This window comes from Clostridium sp. CM027 (assembly GCF_024730565.1).
Lineage (GTDB): Bacteria > Bacillota > Clostridia > Clostridiales > Clostridiaceae > Clostridium_AD > Clostridium_AD estertheticum_B.
Window position 1 is genome coordinate 18,996 of sequence record NZ_CP077725.1, and the last position, 22,887, is coordinate 41,882.

The 22,887-nt window shown below is 31.3% G+C and carries 18 protein-coding genes; 11 read left to right on the plus strand and 7 right to left on the minus strand.

Annotation, left to right across the window (positions count from 1 at the left end; genetic code table 11):
• The first annotated feature begins 161 nt into the window (after positions 1-161).
• A complete protein-coding gene (locus KTC92_RS00100) occupies positions 162-800 on the plus strand; it encodes a hypothetical protein (protein WP_165411984.1) in 639 nt (212 codons plus the stop codon).
• A 103-nt stretch (positions 801-903) separates the two neighbouring features.
• On the opposite strand, the gene KTC92_RS00105 is transcribed toward KTC92_RS00100, so the two are convergent.
• Complete coding sequence (locus tag KTC92_RS00105) at positions 904-2,133, minus strand: 6-phosphofructokinase (protein ID WP_216301702.1); 1,230 nt, start codon at positions 2,131-2,133, stop codon at positions 904-906.
• 281 nt (positions 2,134-2,414) lie between these two features.
• On the opposite strand from KTC92_RS00105, the gene KTC92_RS00110 reads away from it, so the two are divergent.
• The 3 genes from KTC92_RS00110 to KTC92_RS00120 all read left to right on the plus strand — a co-directional run bounded on the left by KTC92_RS00110 (position 2,415) and on the right by KTC92_RS00120 (position 6,329).
• The gene (locus KTC92_RS00110) at positions 2,415-4,727 is read left to right on the plus strand and encodes a VIT and VWA domain-containing protein (RefSeq protein WP_220286003.1); all 2,313 of its coding nucleotides are present in this window, start codon (positions 2,415-2,417) and stop codon (positions 4,725-4,727) included.
• Between the two features lie 106 nt (positions 4,728-4,833).
• Positions 4,834-5,583, plus strand: coding sequence for a hypothetical protein (locus KTC92_RS00115; RefSeq protein WP_216301704.1), 750 nt, complete (start codon positions 4,834-4,836; stop codon positions 5,581-5,583).
• Between the two features lie 155 nt (positions 5,584-5,738).
• Positions 5,739-6,329, plus strand: a complete 591-nt coding sequence (locus tag KTC92_RS00120; RefSeq protein ID WP_220286002.1) for a GerMN domain-containing protein — start codon at positions 5,739-5,741, stop codon at positions 6,327-6,329.
• Between the two features lie 618 nt (positions 6,330-6,947).
• Here the strand turns inward: KTC92_RS00120 and ltaE are convergent.
• Positions 6,948-7,985: a low-specificity L-threonine aldolase gene (ltaE, locus tag KTC92_RS00125; protein WP_220286001.1), complete on the minus strand. Its 1,038-nt coding sequence runs from the start codon at positions 7,983-7,985 to the stop codon at positions 6,948-6,950.
• Positions 7,986-8,129: 144 nt separating this feature from the next.
• Between ltaE and KTC92_RS00130 the strand changes: the two genes are divergently transcribed.
• From KTC92_RS00130 to radA, 4 genes are all read left to right on the plus strand, one after another.
• Positions 8,130-9,512, plus strand: coding sequence for a DNA repair exonuclease (locus tag KTC92_RS00130; RefSeq protein WP_220286000.1), 1,383 nt, complete (start codon positions 8,130-8,132; stop codon positions 9,510-9,512).
• A gap of 13 nt (positions 9,513-9,525) precedes the next feature.
• Positions 9,526-12,357 (plus strand): AAA family ATPase, encoded by a 2,832-nt coding sequence (locus tag KTC92_RS00135; RefSeq protein WP_220285999.1) that lies wholly within the window; start codon positions 9,526-9,528, stop codon positions 12,355-12,357.
• A 136-nt stretch (positions 12,358-12,493) separates the two neighbouring features.
• Positions 12,494-14,491: a DNA topoisomerase gene (locus KTC92_RS00140; RefSeq protein WP_216301812.1), complete on the plus strand. Its 1,998-nt coding sequence runs from the start codon at positions 12,494-12,496 to the stop codon at positions 14,489-14,491.
• 90 nt (positions 14,492-14,581) lie between these two features.
• Positions 14,582-15,967 (plus strand): DNA repair protein RadA, encoded by a 1,386-nt coding sequence (gene radA / locus KTC92_RS00145; protein ID WP_220285998.1) that lies wholly within the window; start codon positions 14,582-14,584, stop codon positions 15,965-15,967.
• 215 nt (positions 15,968-16,182) lie between these two features.
• On the opposite strand, the gene KTC92_RS00150 is transcribed toward radA, so the two are convergent.
• The gene (locus KTC92_RS00150; RefSeq protein ID WP_220285997.1) at positions 16,183-17,943 is read right to left on the minus strand and encodes a phosphoenolpyruvate carboxykinase; all 1,761 of its coding nucleotides are present in this window, start codon (positions 17,941-17,943) and stop codon (positions 16,183-16,185) included.
• A gap of 266 nt (positions 17,944-18,209) precedes the next feature.
• Here KTC92_RS00150 and KTC92_RS00155 point away from each other — a divergent pair, with 266 nt between their 5' ends.
• Positions 18,210-18,500 carry an EamA family transporter gene (locus tag KTC92_RS00155; RefSeq protein ID WP_220320154.1) on the plus strand — a complete coding sequence of 97 codons (291 nt, stop codon included), beginning with the start codon at positions 18,210-18,212 and terminating at the stop codon, positions 18,498-18,500.
• Between the two features lie 116 nt (positions 18,501-18,616).
• Here KTC92_RS00155 and KTC92_RS00160 read toward each other — a convergent pair whose 3' ends face one another.
• Positions 18,617-18,904, minus strand: a complete 288-nt coding sequence (locus tag KTC92_RS00160) for a helix-turn-helix transcriptional regulator (protein ID WP_165411973.1) — start codon at positions 18,902-18,904, stop codon at positions 18,617-18,619.
• A 214-nt stretch (positions 18,905-19,118) separates the two neighbouring features.
• The gene (locus tag KTC92_RS00165; protein WP_216301711.1) at positions 19,119-20,372 is read right to left on the minus strand and encodes a D-alanyl-D-alanine carboxypeptidase family protein; all 1,254 of its coding nucleotides are present in this window, start codon (positions 20,370-20,372) and stop codon (positions 19,119-19,121) included.
• Positions 20,373-20,608: 236 nt separating this feature from the next.
• Between KTC92_RS00165 and KTC92_RS00170 the strand changes: the two genes are divergently transcribed.
• Positions 20,609-21,223, plus strand: a complete 615-nt coding sequence (locus KTC92_RS00170) for a CoA pyrophosphatase (RefSeq protein WP_216301712.1) — start codon at positions 20,609-20,611, stop codon at positions 21,221-21,223.
• 23 nt (positions 21,224-21,246) lie between these two features.
• Here KTC92_RS00170 and KTC92_RS00175 read toward each other — a convergent pair whose 3' ends face one another.
• Both KTC92_RS00175 and KTC92_RS00180 read right to left on the minus strand, forming a co-directional pair.
• Positions 21,247-21,597, minus strand: coding sequence for a hypothetical protein (locus tag KTC92_RS00175; RefSeq protein WP_216301713.1), 351 nt, complete (start codon positions 21,595-21,597; stop codon positions 21,247-21,249).
• 127 nt (positions 21,598-21,724) lie between these two features.
• The gene (locus tag KTC92_RS00180; protein ID WP_165411969.1) at positions 21,725-22,084 is read right to left on the minus strand and encodes a helix-turn-helix domain-containing protein; all 360 of its coding nucleotides are present in this window, start codon (positions 22,082-22,084) and stop codon (positions 21,725-21,727) included.
• A 157-nt stretch (positions 22,085-22,241) separates the two neighbouring features.
• Between KTC92_RS00180 and KTC92_RS00185 the strand changes: the two genes are divergently transcribed.
• Positions 22,242-22,883, plus strand: a complete 642-nt coding sequence (locus tag KTC92_RS00185; RefSeq protein WP_220285996.1) for a lactate utilization protein — start codon at positions 22,242-22,244, stop codon at positions 22,881-22,883.
• The last annotated feature ends 4 nt before the right edge of the window (positions 22,884-22,887 follow it).

Here is a 22,887-nt window from a genome sequence, read left to right on the forward strand (position 1 = left end):
TTTGCAAATGACAGTCTAAACATAAGGACTTTAATGAAAACTAGAGGATTACTCGAATAGTTTAGGTAATCGCTAAACTACCTAGAATGGCGACCTTTGGCTCTTGTGAATAAAAGTTGTATAATAAGTCATAACTGAATCGGTTATGGAAGGTTGATAATATGCAAAACATTTTGCAGAACATGAATAATAGAGGAAAGGAAAAACCCATGAAAGCTAAAAAAAGTGATTATCTTCAAAAAATTTACGAGAAAAATACTAGTACAGGAAATTATGTTATACAGGTAGCTATAGATAAATACACTGACATATTTAATGAATGGGATCGTGCTCCTTTTAGAAAAAGAGATATGGATCCGGATTTAGCACTTTTTCTTGAAAACTGTTTTGAAGATATTCCGGCTAAACATGGAGTAGATATATGTTTCTACTTACCTAAAGAGGGAAAAGATGTAACCAGAGAAGAATTGTTAATTGCAGGTATTAAAACTTATTATTCCTTTTATTTGCATCAAGAAATTAGAGTTTTAAAGGGGAATTATAGTAGGTTATTCAAATATTTAGTTTCATCATTTAGTTTACTAGCAATGTCTATTTTTTTAGGTACAATAGTTGGTGAAAACATAATCTTAGAAACATTGCAACAAGGATTTAACATAGGCGGCTGGGTATTTTTATGGGAAGTTATTTCAATAGTAATATTTAGAGGACGCGAAGTTAGTTCTGAAATTAATAAATACCAGAGATTTTTAAATTCATTAATTTATTTTAAATATGGTAATGAGAACCCGTTATCATAGGATAGTTAAAAGCTAAAAAGGTAGATATTTCTGCAACAGCAAAAATATCTACCTTTTTTATTACCTTTAGGAAATATTAAACTAACCTTGTTACGGTTTTGTTTTAAAATTTAAAGGATTCTTCTAAAAATGTATATTTAGGAAGACCATTTTCTATTGATATTTTTGGTTCCCCCATTATTAATGGCAAGGTGTATTCGTATGCGTCGCGCGTAACATTATTACCTTCCGAATTTATCCATTCCAAAGGGAAGTATTTTATGTTATTTGCAACATGTACAGTATCGAGCGCAAAAGTTGCAGAGGTGTAAGGATCGTTTGAAAGTCTTCTTATACCTATCATATTTCCGCTTATTCCATCTATAGAATAAATAGCAGCGGCTTTTCCTACTTCATATGCTTCATCAATATCTGTTTGAGATGCACAGTGCATTGAACAACGTTGAGTTGTAGAAAGTTCTAAAACTCTAACTTTTTCAGCGGTACTCGTAGTTAAAATTAAATCCTTAAGGTAGGCACAAACACCACCTAATTGAACATGACCAAATTTATCGAGGCATGTTGCTCCCATTTCACCTAAGAATTTACCTTCTTTAGTTCGGATGCCCTCAGATACTACTACGAAAACATGATTTTTTTCAGTAAGTTTTTTACTGACATCTTTCAAAAATTTCTCTACATCAAAAGCTACTTCTGGTAGATATATAAAATCCGCGGCAGGTTTACCGTTAATAGTTGCAAGGCAAGCACTAGCAGCGAGCCACCCAGTATCACGTCCCATAGTTTCAAGTATGAAAACCCCTTTTGCAGGATAAACACTGGCATCTAGGAAGTTTTCAAGAACTTGAGTGGCAATTAGTTTAGCTGCGCTTCCAAAGCCTGGGGTATGATCCATAATTGGTAGATCATTATCTATTGTTTTAGGAATGCCAATAAATTTTATATCCTTATTATGCTCAGTTGCGTAAACGCTAAATTTATGAACAGTATCTTGTGAATCATTCCCCCCGATATAGAAGAATGTTTTTATTTCATATTCTTCTAATATTTCAAAGAGTTTTATGTATTCCTCGGTGCTTTTTTCAAATGGTTTTAATTTATATCTGCAAGAACCAAGACCAGAGGAAGGCGTGTATTTTAATCCTTTAACATCATCATAGTTAATGGTGGATAGGTTTACAATGTGGTTGTCTAAAATACCTTGTATTCCATATATACCAGCATAAACATTATCATAATAGTGAGAATTTATATTTGCGTCTAGTAATCCTATAGCACTAGCATTTATTACGGAAGTTGGACCTCCTGATTGCGCTACGATACAATTTTTCATTAGAGAATCTCCCCTTTCAATAGAACTTAAATTAATAGTATGTTCTTATAGCACATACCTATTTATTATAATGCACATAAAAACAAATAACAAGCCAGTATTATAGCGTAACAGGTGATGTTAAAAAAAAAGACGAAAATCTATAGAACTATTAGAAGTTTCGTTTAATAATAAAATTGTTGCAAAAATTCGAAGACTAATTTTGAAATTAATGATAAAATATATATATAATATTTTAAAAATTCTGTGAAGTTTTTGGTATTAAAATCAGGAGGGATACAATGTCGATTAATAAAAATAAACATAAAAAAGAATTGAAAAATAATATAATTTTAAAAGAAGTTAATATAAGAGGAAATTTATGTGGGGAATTTGCGGAGTATACTATTGACCATGTATATGAGAATAAAGGAAGCAATAATGTAGAAGCAATTTATACTTTCCCAATTCCAGATGGAGCTATAATATCTGGTTTTGAAGCAGTGCTTGGCGGTAGGACTATAAAGGGATTAATACAAGATAAGGAAGAAGCAAATAAACTATACGAAAATCTTAAGGGAAAAGATAATAACACTTTTATGCTGGAAGAATTTAAAGATAATATAGTTAGAATATTTATTGGCAAGATAATTCCTAATGAAGTTGTGAAAATTAAAGTGTCTTATATAGAAGAACTTAGTTATGAAAATAGAAACTTAAAATTAATTATTCCAACTATAATAACTCCAATAAATCTTTCTACTAATAATAATTTACTATCTAATAAAGATAGTAGCACCAATGAAAATTATAAGTTCACTTTAAGCCTATTAGTTGAATCCTTAACAAAATTAAAATTTAAATGTTCTTCGCATAAACTCAAGGTTGAATATGAAGAAAATAATTTATATAAAGTAACGTTAGATGGAAAAAATCAAAAAATGGATCAAGATTTAGAAATAGTACTAGAAGAGCAAGAAAAATTAGAAACTACAGGAATGATATATGATTATCCGAGAGATGATAAGGGGATTTTATATTTAAGGTTTATACCAGAGATTGAAATAGAACAAAAACCGACTGGAGAAAATTATATATTGCTGTTGGATATATCAATGGATGAAGATAAGTTAATAGAAGGTAAAAATGCGCTTCAACTATGTTTAAGAAATTTAACACTAGGAGATACCTTTAATATTGCAGCGTTTGGAGATAAGCTTAATTACTTCTCTAAAGAGATGAGGGTTGAGTTTAACGAAGAAAATTTAAGCAGTGCTAGCAAGTGGATTGAAGAACTTACAACAGAAAAAGATGCAGCAATTTTTGATGCAATAAAATATGCACTACTTGGGAAAAGTGAAAAAGAAGAAAATATAATATTCTTATTTACAGATGATGTGGTTGAAAATGAAAAAGAAATATTGAATTTTGTGGAAGAGAACATTAAAGAAAGCCGAATATTTACTTTTGGAATAGATACTTCAGTAAACAGTTATTTCATAAATAAATTAGCTCGTATTAGCTATGGTGCTGCAGAAGTTATTTCCTCAGATGAGAGAATTGAAGATAAGGTGCTTAGACAATTTAATAGAATCAAAAATCCTCAAATTACTGACATTGAAATTGATTGGGGTAAAATGAATGTGGAAACAACATTCCCAAGAACTATTGAATATATGTATGATAAAGAACCATTTTCAATTTTTGCTAAAATTAAAGGAGAAGTTGGCGGTGTTGTAACTTTAAAAGGAAAAGTTGGTAACAATAGAATTCAAAGAATAATTATGCTTAATGAACTTGAACTAGAAGAAAATGTGAATTTAATTGAAAAAATGTGGTACAAAAAACGTATAGAATCTCTTCAACACAGAGTCAAGTATGAACGAGGGGAACTTCGTGATGCAATGAGCAATAAAATTGTTGAAATTTCTAAAAAGGTTGGTATAATTTGCAAAGAAACTTCTTTTATTCTTTATGAAGAGATGGAAGATCCAATAATAGGAATAAGAATAAGAGAGATTTTACCCGTTAAAACAACGAAAAAATTAGGGATTTCCTGTGAAAGTTTAGATGAAGACTCTGAATCAACAGCATTTTATTATAAAGATTTATTAAAACTAAAAGAAGGCAATGATAAATATTCTAATTTTCAAAGAAATGAGTTATTAAGGATTTTGGCGTCGAACCAATTTGCCAGCGGAGCTTTTGGTATTAATGTGGAAGATAAATTAGAAAAAAATATAAAATACACTGTAAAAGCTATATTAGCATTTATCATAGGCAGTGAAGACACTAAGAAGTATACTAATCAATTAAATAAATCTATAGAATTTTTAAATGGAGCATTAGGAAAGAATGATTTAGAAATAAACAAAGAAGAATACCTAAATTTATTGTTAGTTTTTAAATTGGCTATTAAAAAGAATATAGCACTATCTTTTCACAAAGAAAATATTGATAAGAAAATTAATGAAATCAAAGAAAAATTTGAATTGCAGAATGTTGATGTAATTGAAATGCAAGATGAATTTATTAATAGGTTAAGGGAAAGTTCTAATGAGCCTAAAGACACACTTAATTTTATAATTGACACCGCTATTTTAAAAACTGTTTAAAATTCACTAGAGTTTTTAAGTATTAGGCACATGGAAATAAATAAGTAGTCAGGATATACTGACTACTTATTTTTATGAATCAACCTAAGAATAAGGAAGTAAGGCAATGATAAATGAAAATATAAAAGATTTAGAGTATGGCAGGTCAGAAATAATTGAAAAAAGAAATAGCATAAGAAAGAAATTTATAGTAAGATCTATTAATGTAAAAAATGGAAATATACAATGCATGTCAAATGAGGATTTGAAAATTTTATTCTATTTGTATGATGAAGAATTTTTTTATGATTACTTTAGTAAAAGATTCAAAGGGAGCTTAATTTTTTCATTATCCACTAGGATGACTTCTGCTGCAGGAAAAACTATGTATAGTAGAAAGATAAAACTATTGCAGGAAGCAGAAGAAAGTTATGAAATCAGGATGGGAATAAAATTCTTTTTTCAGTATTATAAGGTAGACAGAGACAAAATAGTATCTGGTATAAATACAAAAGATTCCTTAGAGGCATTCCAAATAGTATTAGAACATGAATTATGCCATTTAATTGAACTACATATTTATAAAGAATCTAGTTGCAAAAAACTTAGGTTTAAAACTATGGTTAATAACTTATTTGCCCATACGGATGTGTATCACCAATTGCCAAGTCAAAAGGAGGTAATTTCACAAAAATACGGTTTAATAATAGGACAAAAGGTGAGTTTTGTGAATGCAGGTAAAAAATATAGTGGGTTCATTTATAAAATAAATAAAAGAGCAATAGTTATGGTGAAGGATTCAAAAGGCACTTATAGAGATGGATATGGAAATGCATATACTAAATGGTATGTACAATTAGAGAAACTTAATTTTTAAAAAAAATTGTCACATAACATCATAATTTATGATATAATTAGAAATAATTGCTAACGAAATTAAGATGTTTTTATATTTTGTCAACGATTAATATAATATCAAAATCAATACGTGTAGCATGTGCTACATGAGATGTAAATAGGAAGGTGACAAAAATGAAGAGGATTCTTTCAGTAATATTATGTAGTGTGGTAATATTTACATTGGTCGCTTGTGGGAAATCTGAGGTAAAAAAAGAGGAGCCAAAAGCAGTTACTAAAGTAGAAACTAAGGAAATACCTAAAGAAGAAACTAAATCAGAACCTAAAGAAGAAGTGAAAAGTAGTGAAGTGCTGCTGTATTTTAGTGATGATCAAGCTATGTACTTAGTAGGAGAGAAAAGAAATATAACAAAGCCTACAGCTAAATCTATCGTAGAGGAATTAGTAAAAGGACCTAGTGCAAAGAGCGAAGGAGCAGGAAAATTGTATGCAACATTGCCTGTTAGAGCACAAGTACTAGATGTGCAGATTAAAGAACATATAGCTTATGTTGATTTTAAAGGTAACTTAAGTGAGAAAATGCAGGGTGGCTCTGCAGGTGAGGGAATGGCTTTATTTTCAATAATAAACACATTGGTTTTAGATAAGGAATTAGGAATAACAAAGGTTCAATTTCTTGTTGACGGGAAAAAGGTAGATACTATCAAAGGCCATTATGATGTTAGTAAACCTATGAGTGAAAATAAAGAAATGATAAAAAAATAATACCCACAAGGTTTCAGATTTATAGATTACTGAAAAACAAAAAGGCAAGTTTATTATAAATACATTTAAACAAATAACAAGTCAATATGCTAGCCTATTTGACTTGTTATTTATTTTCATGTACCTAATAACTTGCCTTTTAACCCTAGGGATTATTTGACAACTTAGAACAGTCTTCGCTACAACCCATATACATACCTACACACCTATTTGTAATCTTTCAACAACATACAAGCATTACAGCACATATATACATCTTTGCTCGACAATATAGAACACCTTGGGAGCCAAAAACAATCTCTCGATTAAGAATAACCCCTAGTTATAAGTTAATAAAACCTGCGGCAACCTATATCATCTTAGCTCGAATATTACACATCCGGGAGAACCATATATATACGGTTAGGCACATATCCAGCTGTTAAGAACCCATAATAATCTTCCCTCCAGCATATACAAAACCTTAGCAGATCTCGCATACACCTTTGGCCGAATACTCTAAAGCCATTTCCAGCCTACGAGCACTCTAGACTCAACCATAATAAATCATCTACTAAGATTATTGTATGCTTTTTTTTATTTATTATACTATAAGGCATAATAAAAAAATTATAAAAATTAGCCAAGAGTAAGAATTTCTTTCAGAGAGGATATAACAAATTCAACATCTTTATCAGAAACCCAATTGTGAGTAACAAAACGCATTAATCCATCTTCTTCTCCATTAATTTTTATTCCTCTATTGTAGAATTTCTCTACTAATTTATCGCTACTAAATCCAGTACTCCTCATATTAAAGAATACCATATTAATATGGATATATTCCTTATTGACTACTATGCCAGGGATTTTTGACAATTCTTCGCCTAGAACTATAGCATTTTTATGATCTATTTTAAGTTGTGGAATCATCTCACAAAGTGCTACAAGGCCTGCTGCAGCTAGAATACCGGATTGCCTTAAACCTCCACCTAAAACTTTTCTTTTCTTTCTTGCCTTATCAATAAAAATTTTACTGCCCGCAAGCATAGAACCTATAGGTGCACAAAGAGCTTTGGATAGGCAAAACATAACAGAATCACAATACTTAGTAATTTCTTTTGCATCCACATCTAAGTAAGCAGAAGCATTAAAAAGCCTTGCTCCATCTAAGTGAACAGGTACTTCATGCCCTTTTGCCAAGGTGTAAATTTTTTTCATTGTACTTAGAGGTATTACTGTACCGAAGGAATGAGCATTTTCTATGCATATAAGGCCTGTACTAGGATAATGAATGTCTTCTTCCTCTTTTCTGATTTTAGATTCAATTTCTTTAGGATCTAATTCACCCTTATTGCTCATTAGAGTTCTAAGCTGAACCCCAGCAATTATTGATGCACCGGCAACTTCATGCATTACTATATGGCAATCATCACCAAGAATTACTTCATTACCCCTAGTGCAATGAGTAAAAAGTGCTAGTTGATTACCCATTGTACCACTTGGTACAAATAGCGCAGCTTCTTTGCCAACAAGTTTAGCAGCATACTCTTCTAGTGTATTTACAGTTGGATCATCTCCATAAACATCATCTCCAACTTCAGCTGTGAACATAGCTTGTCTCATATTTTGTGTAGGCTGCGTTACTGTATCACTTCTTAAATCTATAAATTTCATTTTAATAACCTCCCTAAAATATTTATAGATACTATTATAACTTAAAATTTTTTATATTGTAGGGAATAATAAAATCTTAATGGAGTAGTAGTAATATTACTTTTGGTTTTTATGGTAAAATCTATATTAGGGGGTGGTAAAGTAATGAGTGGAACATTTCGATTTATTCATGCTGCAGACTTGCATTTAGGTTCCTTTCTTAATATAAATGGGAAACCACAGGAGGAAATTCAAGGCTTGTGTAAAGACGCTGTCTATGATGCCTTTGAAAGGATATGTAATAAAGCTATTTCATACAAGGTAGATTTTATATTACTTTGTGGAGACGTTTATGATAGCTATTTAAGATCAGTAAGAGGAAATAGTTTTTTTATTAATCAATGCGAAAGACTAAATGAAAAAGATATAAGGGTATATGCTATTTACGGTAATCACGATGCTATAAATGATGCACAGGAATTATTTGCTATGCCACAAAATGTTCATATATTAAGCGCTGATAAAGCAGAGAGTTTTGTGGTATACAAAGAAGGGAAAGTTATAGCAAAAATTATTGGGAAATCTTATAAGCATCGATCCGAAAGAGAAAAAATATATGAAAACTATTTAATGGATAATGATGTTTTTAATATTGCAATGCTACATACTGCTTTAGAAGGGGATAATAAAAATTATGTTCCTTGCACTTTGGAGGAACTTAAGGTGGTGCCTAATATAGATTATTGGGCTCTGGGTCATATTCATAAACTAAGTATTTTAAGCACTATGAAACCTATTATAGCTTTCCCAGGGATTCCTCAAGGGCGTGATATGGGAGAACAGGGAGTAGGGGGAGTTTTCTTAGTTACAGCATGCAAGAAAGAAATTGCCCATATGGAATTCATACCTGTAGCAACAGTTATGTATAAAAGGGTAGAAGTAATAATAGGTGATGAGAATGAAATAGAAAATTATAGTGATTTACTTCGAGTAATTTACGATAAGATAAGTAGTTTAACATATAGTCTTCCTGAAATTTATAGCGAGATTGTTCCTTTAAATGAAGATACATATTCTAAGGAAAGTACGCCTTTAAACGAAGATCTATTGGATGAATTTAAAGGCTATATTGTGAAGCTTATAATAAAAGGAAGAACAGATATGCACGGTGATATAAATAACATGACGGAAGATGATTATAAGCAGTTTATAGAGGATATAAATGAAGAACTGGTCGCCCAAAAATATTTTCTGTGGATAGATTCCATAATATTTAGAACCAAACCACTTATGCAGGATTTTGAAAGTCTAAAAATGCAAAACTCTATTTTTAAGGATTTAGATGAAATAATTAGCTTATATACTGAGGACCCTGAGCATAAAAACCAACTTGCAAAAAATTGGGGATCCATTTGGAAAAAACAAATTTATACAGAAAATATAGATGAAGATAAATTTGATTTTGATGAAGAGATTATGCAGGATATTATATCACAAGCTAGAGAATTGCTTATTGAAAAATTGGCAGAAGCTTTAGAAATAATGTAGGGGTGGTGAGAATTTGAAAATAACACAGCTAGATATTAGAGATTTTGGCGTGTTTCAAGGTGAAAAACTGGAAGACTTGGGTAGCGGCATAATAGTTATTGGTGGTGCAAATAGATCTGGTAAAACTACCTTAATGCAGGTACTTAGAAATATCCCCTTTGGGTTTTCAAAGAATAGCGGTATACCCCCAGCTAAATTCCAATACAATGTACGATGTGATTTATTATTAGATGATGGAAATGGCGTAAATGTACTTTTAAAAGGATTTAGTAATCCGGAGATAGTTTATAATAATGCTACAGACAATAAAGCTAATAAAGGGTTATATAATATAGATAAATCAGCCTACAGAGAACTCTTTACCATAAGTCTTGATGAACTCAATAAAAGCTCTGGCAAGGAAGATAGTAACCTACAGTCTATGCTACTGGGTGCAGGTTTTAAGCATATTGCAAAAATTCCTGGAGTTGCTAAAGAGTTAAGGGAAAAAGCTAATACAATCGGTGGAACTCGTGGAAATCCATCAACTAAAATGTTTAAGCCCTTCACGGAGAATATTAAAAAAGGCGTAGAGGGAAGGAAAAAATCCATATCCATGTTAGATACTTTTGCTGAAAAGAAAAATAGCTTGTCCCATCTTCAGGCTACCATAATTTCAAAGGAGAAGCAGCTTGAGATTAGCAATAATAATATAATTAAATTAGACATTTTAAGGCACAATTACGAGCTTAACCAAGACAGAAAAAATATTGAGGGTGAGCTTCAAACATATTTTTTTAGTCATAGTGATATAAAGGAATATAATATAGAAAAAGCAAAGACCCTAAAAACTCAATATATTAAAGAGTTAGAACAGTACAATAATGACAACAATGGATTTCAAAGAGAAATAATCACAGAGAAACCTATGAAAGAATTGCTTTTAGGTAGCAAGGATTTAATTAGTGATTTTTATAATGGAATATCAGGCATTAAGGAAATGAACAAGAACCTACTAAGTGAAAAAAATGAGTATTATGAGAAAACACAGTTATTAATGAATAAAATTAAAAAATCAAATGATAACTGGTCTAGTTTTAAAGGTATTTCAGAGATTAATTGTGATGAGGTGCAACAGTGCATTTTAATACAGAATATTGAAAAATTTAAAAAGGCAGAATACGATAGAGCACTTTGTGATAAAAGAAGTGGAGACCTCAAAATCCAAAGGGAGATCTTAGAAAAACAAATAGTAACCTGCGATTCTGCAACTTATATGAAAAAGTATTTTTATCTTACAATATCTTTTATGATTTTAGGCTTGGCATTATTTTTTATAGATAAATTGCTTGGGTGTTCACTAATAATAATTGGGGCAATAGGATCAGCCCTATATTTGTTTATAAATTACTCAAATAGCAAACTAATTATAAATAGAAATATAGAAATTAAAACTCAGATAGAGAATAGATCAGGTGATATCAGTAATAATTCCCAGGAAATAATAAGCTTAGATGAGGATTTAAGAGAACTAAACAACATAATGGACGAGTATAGGGACATTCTAAAGCTTGATGGAAGAGTCTCAGTAGAAGGTATCAAGGATTATTTTAAAACCGTGTCTTATTTAAAGGATGAAATATCGGAGTACTATTTATTAAAGAAAAAACTAAGCAGTCACTTTAATACCCTTAATGAATCTTTAAGTAGTATTGGTGAGGTGCTTAAAAAATTTACTGAGTTTAATACTAAAAATCCAGAGGAAATAAATTTAGATAATATTGAAAATATTTGTAGCGACATACTGCTAAAGTTAGAGGAGTTATATAAGCATTTGATACTGGTGGAAAAAGCCCATGAAAGTTACTTAAAATTAAACATGGTAGAGCATGAAATATTGGGGCTCCTTGGAAGCAATTACTTAGAGGATATAATATTAAATATAGAAAAGTATATAAGTCAGGGAGAAAAGTATATAAAATATTTAAATATGCAGAACGAATTAAAAATTATTCAGGAGAAGTTATTGCAATCGGTAAAAAGCCAGCGTATAAAAAAAATATTATATGATGGGAAAGTAGAAGCTGCGCCCAGTGATGATGCAAATCTATTAAAAATCCTTGAAAATTTATATAGGGAGTATATCAATATAGATGAACTCACTTATGAATATGAGGGATTAAATGCTGAAATTAAAGAATTGATAGGGCAATTGGATATTTTAAAGAATGAAAAACAAACTTTAAAAGATGAACTCCTAGCCTTAAATTCTGATGAGATGTTAGTGCAATACGATAAAGAAATTAGACAGGCAAGAGGCCACTTGCGGCCCCTTGCAGAAAAATATGCTGTTTATAATACAGCAGCTTTATTACTCGAAAAAATCAGAGAAAAGTTTTTAGAAAGTACTAAGGATAAGTTATTAAAAGGAGCTAGTGATATTCTAAGTGAAATAACCTCTGGGGAATACAAAGATATTGTGCCTATGGAAGATTTAATGCAGGGAGACTTTAAAACTGTATTACGAGATGAGAGTGTTAAGGAGAGTTCAAGAGAGTTAAGCAGGGGCACAAAAGAACAATTATTTTTGGCAGTTCGTATAAGCAGAATAAAAGAAATTAAGCCAAGTTTACCAGTGATTTTAGACGATTCCTTTGTTAACTTTGATATTGCACATACGAAAAATACAGTTAAGGCATTAGTACAGCTTTCAAAAACTCATCAGATTTTTGTACTTACCTGTCATGCAACTTTAGTAGAGTTAATAAATGATCTAGAGAAGCAGGCACAATATTTCAAATTAGACAAGGGTAAGTTTGAAAAAAGCACAGGGGGAGATTTGAAAAAATATCTAAAAGAACTATAAGTGCATTTCCTTTGAAATAGGTGCGTAAAAAATGGTATAATAGATTGCTTAATACAATTATTAGAGCATGTATTATAGAGTTTGTTAATACTTCAGCTCCGCAGGAGATGATTTAATGGAAAGTGAAGTGGTAATTATTAGTAAGGCGTTATTTATTACAGAGAAACCAAGTGTTGCTGCGGAATTTGCCAAAGTCTTAAAAATAAATGGTAGAAAGTTTGATGGATATATAGAGTCTGATAAAGCTGTTGTTACATGGTGCGTGGGACATCTTGTTACTATGAGTTACCCAGAAAAATATGATGCAAAACTTAAAAAGTGGTCTTTAGATACTTTGCCATTTTTACCTAAAAAGTATAAATATGAAGTTATAGATGGAGTGAAAAAACAATTTAATATAGTTAAAAGCCAACTAATACGTGAAGATATTGATAGAATTTATGTTTGTACAGATTCGGGGCGAGAAGGGGAGTACATATATAGATTAGTAGATGAAATGGCGGGGACTCCTAATAAGCAAAAACGAAGAGTGTGGATAGATTCACAAACGGAAGCTGAGATTATTCGAGGAGTTAAAGAAGCAAAGGATTTGAGTGAATATGATAATTTATCTGAAGCGGCCTATTTAAGAGCAAAAGAGGATTATCTAATGGGAATTAATTTCTCAAGGCTTTTAAGTTTAGTATATGGAAAAACTGTAAGCAATTATCTTGGAAAAAATTATATAGTTATTGCTGTGGGACGAGTAATGTCTTGTGTGCTTGGAATGGTAGTTCAAAGGGAAAGAGAAGTTCGCGAGTTTGTTGTTACTCCTTTTTATAAGATTATGGTCAGTTTTAAGGTAGATGAAGGTTGTAATTATGAGGGAGAATGGAAAGCCGTAGAAGGTTCTAAGTATTTTGATTCACCTATGCTTTATAATGAGGGTGGGTTCAAAACCAAGGAAACGGCGGAAAAGTTGATGGGAGAACTAAGGGATTCAAGTATAGATGGTAAAGTTTTCGTTGAAAATATTACTAAGAAAAAAGAAAACAAAAATGCTCCGCTGCTTTTTAATTTAGCAGAAATACAAAATGAGTGTTCTAAGAAATTTAAAATAAATCCAGAGCAAACGCTTAGTCACATTCAAGCATTATATGAGAAGAAAATGCTTACATATCCAAGAACGGATGCTAGGGTATTGACTACAGCGATAGCAAAAGAAATAGATGAGAATATAAAAAAATTAACGAAGTTAAATGGAAATGCTGAGATAAATAATATAGCTCAGACTATTTTAGGGAAAAAATGGTATAGTAATATAGCTAAAACAAAATATGTTGATGATAGCAAGGTAACAGATCATTATGCTATTATTCCAACAGGTGAAGGGCTTCAAAACTATTCATCATTAAAGGATATACAAAAGAAAATTTATGACTTAGTGTTACGACGGTTTTTGGCGATTTTTTATCCGCCTGCTGTGTATAGTAAGGTCTCTGTTATAACAAAGATTGACAAAGAAAGATTTTTCACCTCAGACAAGGTGTGCGTTGAACTTGGATATTTGGAGGTTTTAAAACCGGATAGGGATAGCAATGATAGTGAAAGCACAAATATGAAATTTTTGAGTACATTAAAAAAAGGTCAAAGTGTAGAAATTGAAGATTTAGTTGTAAAAGAAGGTAAAACTTCTCCCCCTAAAAGGTTTACCACAGGTTCAATTATTATAGCTATGGAAAATGCAGGTAAGCTAATTGAAGATGAAGAACTAAGAGAACATATAAAAGGGTCAGGTATTGGTACAAGTGCCACTCGTTCAGGGATTTTAACGAAGCTTGAAAAAATAGAATACATTAAATCTAATAATAAAACACAAGTAGTTATGCCTACTCTACTTGGAGAAATTATCTATGATGTGGTGAAAAATTCTATCCCCACGCTTTTAAATCCAGAGTTAACAGCTAGTTGGGAAAAAGGATTAACCATGGTTACTCAAAAAGAAATAGCTGGAGATTTGTACATGGAAAAGCTTGAAAATTATATTATTAAAAATAATGATAGGGTACTTAAACTGAATAATGGACAAAGGCTTAAAAACAATTTTGATATGGTAAGTGGGTTTTACAAAAATTCAAAAGCTAAGGTGGAATAATAGAAAAGATAAGCAGAACGTAAAATATATCTTCTGCTTATCTTTTTTCTGAATTTCACTGATATTATAATTAAAGGGAGATGGCTCTAATTGGCAAAAGATAAAATAATCTATGTTTGTAAAGAGTGTGGGTCACATGCTCCAAAATGGATGGGTAAATGTAATGATTGCGGTGCATGGAATTCATATGAAGAGAAAGTGGTTAAGGCGGGCTCTGCTAAATCAAATACTTTAAATAGTATGGGAACAACAACTAAACCTACAAAACTAAAGGCGGTTGTACAGGCGAACAGTGATAGAATAATTACTGGAGTTTCAGAGTTTGATAGGGTTATGGGTGGAGGAATAGTTAGAGATAGTGTGACTATTATATCTGCGCCCCCAGGGGCGGGAAAGTCTACACTTTTGCTACAACTCGCAAATTCACTGTCATTAAAAGGATATAAGGTTTTATATGCGTCTGGAGAGGAAAGTAATAGCCAAATTAAAAATAGAGCTGACAGAACAATAAAAGAGATAGCTGATAATTTTTGGGTTGTTTCAGATACAAAGTTAGATGAAATATTACAACATATAGAAACTGTTGATGCTGATTTAATAATACTTGACAGTATTCAAACATTCACTTTGGAGGAATATTCAAGTTCGAGGGCTGGTTCTCCTACTCAAGTAATTGAATGCGCCACAGCTTTAAAGGATAAAGCAAAAAATCCAGAGAGGCCAAGAGCTGTTTTTCTGGTTGGGCAAATGACAAAGGCAGACGAGATGGCAGGACCGCGCATATTAGAGCATTTAGTAGACACTGTATTATATATTGAAGGAGAAGATGGAGAAGAGCTAAAACACTTGGTAAGTAAGAAGAACCGTTTCGGAAATACGGAAGAGAGTGGTATGTTTAGGCTTTCGGACATAGGAATGGAAGAGATTACTGATCCTTCTGAGTTTTTTATGACCAAAAGAGATGAGTTGGTTCCAGGAAGTGCCTTAGCTGTTATAAAGGATGGAACAAGACCCATTGTTATAGAAATAGAAAGTCTTGTATCTAAATCTTTTACTCCTTACCCGAGTAGGTTAAGTGAGTGTTTTTCAAGGAAGGAGCAACTGGGAACCCTTATTTCTATTCTTGAAGAAAGGGGAGGGATAGGGCTTTATGATAAGAATGTTATTATAAAAGCAACAGGGGGTCTTAAATTAACTGAAACATCGGTGAATCTTGCTGTAGTTATGAGCATCGCATCTTCTACGCTTAATCATGGGATAGCTACAGATACAGTATTTATTGGAGAACTGGGTCTTACTGGTGAATTAAAAAAAGTCCCATCTTTAGAGCAAAGACTAAAAGAAGTAGACAGGATGGGGTTTAAAAAGGCTTATATACCTCAAAATTGTTTAAAAGCAGGGGTTAAATTTAAGAAATTAAAGGTTATCCCATGTAAAAAATTAACCGATGTTATTGAAAAAGAATTTAAGCAATAATGAAAAGGCCACTGAAATATTTATACATATTTCAGTGGCCTTTTCCGATAGGTCGCGGGTCTGTCCCACCTATCATTGTTAGCCGCCAGACCGTTCTCTTCCATGGTCGCGCAAGAGCTCCATCTTTGAATATGGAGATGCACAATAGTATGGAACTTCACTTTTCAAGCTCTTATTTGGAGTCACGCAGGAGAAACTTCATACGGATTGCACTCTTATTTTATAATTAATTCAAATAGTTTTTTAGCTGCCTTTTTAGGACCATCTTTTTCTTGTCCTTTTACACCCAAGGAAGTTCTGATTTGTCCAACTTTTACCCCTGTTTTGAAGAATTCGTCAAAATAGTTCACTAGAAGTACATCTACTAGTTCTTGTTTTTGAACAGGACCAAAAGGGTTTGCAAAATAAGAGGTTACAAGACCTAATTCAGTAGTAGTACCTTTTGCCATCCTTGACCCTCTTTTGCAAACATCAATAGCGTCCGCAGGATTCGTAAAGAAATTAATTTCTTCAATATCACAGGTTACTTCTTCATAATTATTTGCATAGAGAAATAAATCTATGGGATAACCCTTAATAATATCTTTATAGCTTGCTACTGGCATAACAAGTCTTGCATTAATTTTATCAGGATTCATAAATATGCTTCTATCAATTTCTTTAAAGGCATAACCTGCATCTAAATCATCGAGTCTTACGAAAGCACCAATTTCAGTTCCAAAGGCTAATGGTTTAGCACCTTCGTTTAGAGTAAGAACGCCCATGTCATCAAAGACTATGGTCATGTCACTGATATAATCTTCACTTAAACTTCTAAAGGCTTCTAAGCATTCAGACTTACCCGCACCGCTATCACCCATGATAACAATATTTGCGCTGTTACCATTATTCATAATAATGTTTACCATTGCGCCATGAATTGGCAGAGAACCGCGTTTAATCATTATTAAGTTATGAAGTGTTAAGGTCATCTTTTTTACATATCCGAAATAATCAATTTCATCGCCATAACTTATATAGCCAAGCATGATATTATTTGCTACATCATCATAAAATACTGTGCTGCCTTTAGAAGAGGAATTTTTAATATTAGAAGAATCTTTACCACCAAAAACAAAAACTATATCTGGCTTAATGCCCCTATATTCGCTTTCACTTGCCATTTCAAAGAGGTTACATAGCGTTATTGCATGGGCCATAAAATCTCTGTGAATATAAATGAATGCAAGTAAAGTGCCTACTTTAGCTGGATAACAAAACCAATGGTCTGTGCTTATAGTACAATTTTTCAATGGGTTTTCAAAGCATTCATTAAAAATTCCATTACGAGTATTCTTTTTAGGGTAGCTTATATAAGGTAAATCTAATATTATTGAATCAATAAATGGAACGTCTTTTAATAGCTCATATCCAGAAGGCATTGGCCAATATGCATTATTAACAATTAGACCAGCATTGCCACCTGCGGGCAGTTGCCTGTAAACCTTAGGTTTATATCCAACAACATTCTCTTCAATTTTTCTGTATAAATTAAGTATAAGCATTGAAAAATTATTGTTAGCTTCAACAAAGCTTGTTTTCTCAAGGCCATCATTGATTTTATTGTTGTGAATTACAGTGTATCTTTCAAGTTTTCTCCAAAAGCCATAGAAATCTTCTATAAAATCAATAAAAGTATCCTTGCTACTTATAAGGGAACTATATTTAGTGTTTAAATTTGTAATCTCATGTACATTTAATACAGATAAGAGTTTAAATAAATGTACAATGAAGACATCTAAATTCTCATTGTCTGTGTGTGCATTTTGGATTAAATATTTATATATATTCGATTTTTTCTTTTTTATTTTTTTGAGATATGCGTTGAAAACCCGTCGAAAGCCAGCACTTTCTAATAGGGTTTCAGGACTATTACAGTATTTTGCAGTGAAATTTATCATTACTTTATCGTTACTTAAAGAAAATTCTTTTTTCAAATTGGCACCTCCATATGTGAGTAGATAATTTTTGCGTTTTAACGAAATGAAATTAATATAAAAAAACATTTCATAAGTGACGGTTGAAACTTGAATACTATAATATAATACTGCAAAAATGAAATATTAACAACACCTAAATTGCATAAATCGTATTTTAATATATTATGCACATGAAAATATATAGGGATATAGACATACTAGGATACTGAATTGTTATTTTTAAAATGTGCTTTATAATAATAATATATTAGAGTAACTAGATATTGGCAACTATCTTAATGTTTATGTGGAGCTTATCATATTTAAGCATAAAGGTTATATCAGAAGAGGTAGAGCCAACATTATCGGCATTTTATAGATTTATGTTAGCTGCAATAATTTTATTTATAACATTAAAAGTGAAATTCCATAAGGAAAAAGTTTTAAAAGAGGAGAAGTTTAAATTTGCCTTGGGTGGTCTCTTTGGAGTAACACTATATTTTATATTTGAGAATAGGAGACTTGATGACTCTTGGAGCAGTATTTTCTTGGATGATTTACAACATTGTTTGTAGTAGTTTTAAAGGGAATTATAAAGTTATAACTATAAATACTTATGAAATTATGTAGGGGTAATTATTATAACCTACTATTAGAAAAAGCGCATAGCGCTAATTTTTTGAAAAGACAACTAATGTTCATCAGGAAATATCGCATTTATAACGTTTATGATGGTTTCATTACAAATTTTATAATTAATTTGTAGACCATTTCTTTCACCTTTGATAATTCCAAAAGATTTTAGTTTTTGAAGATGCTGAGAGACGGTGGATTGAGGAAGGTTTAAACAGTTCTGCATATAGCTAACATTGCAGCGTCCTTTGTTCATAAGTCCTCTAATAATACATATTCGTGCAGGGTGAGCAATAGCTTTTAATAAATCAGCAATTTCTGTATATTGTTCAAAATTCGCATTCATAAAAAATCTCCTTTTAAAAATCAATAAATTTTATCTTAGATTTGTTTTATACATTATATGTAATGAAAAATATAACAACTTATAATATATTAATATTCTTATATTAGTATATTACGATATAAATGTCAATATACTCGCAAAAAAAATATTTGAAAAGCCTAAAAAAGGACTATATTAATTTTTGAATTAATATAGTCCTTAAACTCGCAAATACCTATTTGAATCTCATTCCTCTACTATGACGATTTTTACGTCGGTTGATAGAAGAAATTAATAATACAATTAATGCTAAAACTACGATTAGTACAATGGCAGCTGCAGCATAGATAATTATATTATCTTTAATAAGAGCAGATTTTGAAATCATTGGATATAATTTATAGCTTTTTTCAGCATCTTTTTGTTTGAAAAGTAATGTCCCAACAGAAGTCTTTTTATTAAGTTTCCATGCATTCGTGAGGGAAACTTTAGAGGAAGTTTGTGGTGCGACATCATTTTTATAAAAAGTCACATCTTCCTTTGACTCTAATGGCACATCAATTGTTTTTTCTGGTCCTATGAATGGAATAACCTTATAGGGTACAGAAATTGTTTTGATTTCAGTAGCTTTTTTATTAAGCACTTCTTTTTTAGCGTCATAACTAAAGTCAATTAGTTTTTTCATATCTTCAAATACCTTTGTATCTTTTGCATCATTCTCAGAATTCATAACAACGCCTATGATATGGCGACCGTTACGTTCATATATAGAAACTAAGCATCTTCCAGCCTTTTCTGTATAGCCAGTTTTACCACCTATGTTGCCTTCTATGCCAAGAAGTTTATTTCTATTCTGAACAGTAGCTTCGACCCCATTAGCAGATTTTATTATACTTGTTTTTTTACCCATAGACTTTTTTACCCAATCATTTTTATAAGCAGCTCTACCTAAAAGAGTTAGGTCATAAGCAGTTGTATAATGTTGATCATTTTTATCATCCAAACCATTAGGTGTGATAAAATGAGAGCCTTTCATTCCTAGATTCGTAGCCTTGTCATTCATCATTTTAGCAAAATTAGTTGGATTTTGACCAACGTTATCGGCAATCATATAGGCTATATCATTTCCCGAATAAAGAAGAAGTCCATCCATTACGTTGTCAGCGGACATTGTATCTCCAATTGCTACAGGCTGTACATTTAGATTATAAGAGTAAGATGGTTGTTCTTTTGCAGTTTTTGTATAATTTAAATTATCTGTTGATTTTTTATTTTCAGCTAGTAGTAAAGCTGTAATAAGCTTTGTAATACTTGCTGGGTACATCTTATTATCAATGTTTTTGGTGTAAATAATTTCGTTAGTATCCATATCTACAGAAATGGCAGCTTTACCAATTAATTCTGGTGGGTTAACAGCAGCTAAAACAGTTGTAGAAAATATTAAAGTAAACACTAGTGTAAATAATAAAAGCCGATTTTTTCTTTTCAATTTTCATCTCTCCATTTGTATTGAATTTTATCTTTATCTATTGATAATTATAAAGCAAGTATATCATTTTAAGATATTAAGAACAAGGTACATTGATTAATGAAGATGTATTTAGGATGAAGTTAATACAATATATTTATGTTTGATATGTGAGAACCAAAATAATGAAAGGTTTGGTTTATTATTTGAGTATCTTGGTATAGTATATAAGTAGGTTGAATCAGGAGGTAATAGGTATGGTAAATAAGCTAGAAAAAATATTTAAAAATAGAGATTCTAAGGTTATTGGAGAATTTAAAGAAAGTGCAGTTATGATATTACTTACGGAGGATGCAGAGGGATTATCTATTGTATTTGAAGTGCGTGCACACAAATTAAGAAGCCAGCCAGGTGATGTTTGTCTTCCAGGTGGAAAGGTGGAACTAGATGAAAATCCAAGGGAAACTTCTATAAGAGAAACTATGGAAGAATTAAATTTGAAAATCGATCAAATTGAAATTATAGGGGATATGGATTATTATATAAGCCCTTATGGTAACTTGCTATATGCTTTTGTAGGCAAACTAAAATATGGTGAAATAAATCCTAATGAGGATGAAGTAGATCACGTTTTTAAAGTTCCACTAAAATTCTTTTTGGAAAATGAACCACTGCTTTATAGAATGGAGATAGGTCCCATAAACCAAGAGGGTTTTCCTTTTCATTTAATAAATGGAGGAAAAGACTATAAGTTTAGAAAAGGGTATCTAGATGAGCATTTTTATGAATATAATAACTATAAGATATGGGGTTTTACAGGGCAGATTATTAAAAGTTTTATTGAAATTTTACAAAACAGTAATAAGAAATAGATTATTACTGTTTTGTAGTTATATTATTTACTGCGTGCGACTTTGTTTTTCTTAATGAATAATAAAACACTTAGTGAGATAAGAACCAAATAGATAAAAACATATATAATTGAAACTAATCCTGATTTATAGAAAAATTTTAGATAAATAAACGCACTTTGCGATATTAAGGCCCAAAATAGAGAAATAAAAGCCATGATATTATTTCCGTGTCTCCAATGCTCAGGGTCTTTCATTGATCCAATGATTTTATCTCGTCTTTTACTTTTATCACCTGTGTTAATTACTAGAAATTTGTAATACAAGAAAAATATAAATGATACTATAGAAATTGCAAAAAACATATATGATAATGAAGTACTGGTTACATTCAAAAAAATCACTCCTTTTAGCAATTAATATGCCCTAAAAGTTAAAAAATATGTTTAGTTAGCTGATGATTAGCATACTTAATTTGAACATATCAAAAAAAGAGTGGAAAAGTCCACCCTTTAAAAATCACTATTCTTTGTTGTCAGAGACGATGCCTTCATAATAATCAGTTCCCCACTTACACATAACGTCTAATATAGGCATTACACTTTTGCCTTGTTTTGTTAAAGAGTATTCTACCTTAGGAGGAACTTCTGCATAAACTTTTCTATGAACCATTTCATATGATTCTAATTCTCTAAGCTGTTGTGTTAACATTTTTTGTGTTATTCCACCCATGGAGCGTTTCAATTCGCTAAATCTTAATACACCGTTTTGGGCTAATTTCCAAAGAATAATTGGCTTCCACTTACCACCTATTATATCTAGTGTTAACTCTATGGCACAACTATATTCTTTATTATTTATTTTCATAATTTTATCGCTCATAATACCTCCTAGTGTTAGTTCGAGTGGTAACAGTTCTTAGTATACTAAGTAACTTATAAGTGAGTACTTGATTAAAAAACCTTTGGTATATACAATTATATCATTGATATATTTTATATACAATGATATAATCCTCCTTAAAAAAGGAGGGAAAGAAATGAAAGAAATTCATACATGGCATAAAGAGACTATTGGGTCAAAAGTAGTAGAGGTTCTTAAAAAAAATGGTTTTTCAGCAGTTTATTTAAAAAAAGGTGAGGAAGCCTCAGAATTTATAATGAGTAATGTACACAAGGGTGACAGAGTAGGTTTTGGAGGATCAATGACTATAAGTGAACTTGGTATACAAGAAAAGGTAAAGGCCATGGGAGGAGTTGTGTTAGATCATGGTGATCCAACTTTAACACCTTACGAAAAAGTGGAGACTATGAGGGGTGAGCTCCTTAGTGATGTTTATTTATGTAGTTCTAATGCTGTAACTTTAGATGGAGAGCTTGTTAACGTTGATGGGGCAGGAAATAGAGTGGCAGCAATGAGCTTTGGACCTAAAAAAGTCATTGTTGTAGTAGGGGTTAATAAAATTTGTAAAAATGAAGCTTCAGCTTTTGAACGAATAGAACAAATTGCGGCACCAAAGAATAATATGAGACTAAATATGCCCAATCCTTGTACTAAGACGGGAGTTTGCAATGACTGCAAAACAGATACTAGAATCTGTAGGATCTATTCTGTAATTAAAAGAAAGCCTATGAGAACTGATATTACTGTAGTTGTAATTGGTGAGGACTTCGGTTTTTAACGAT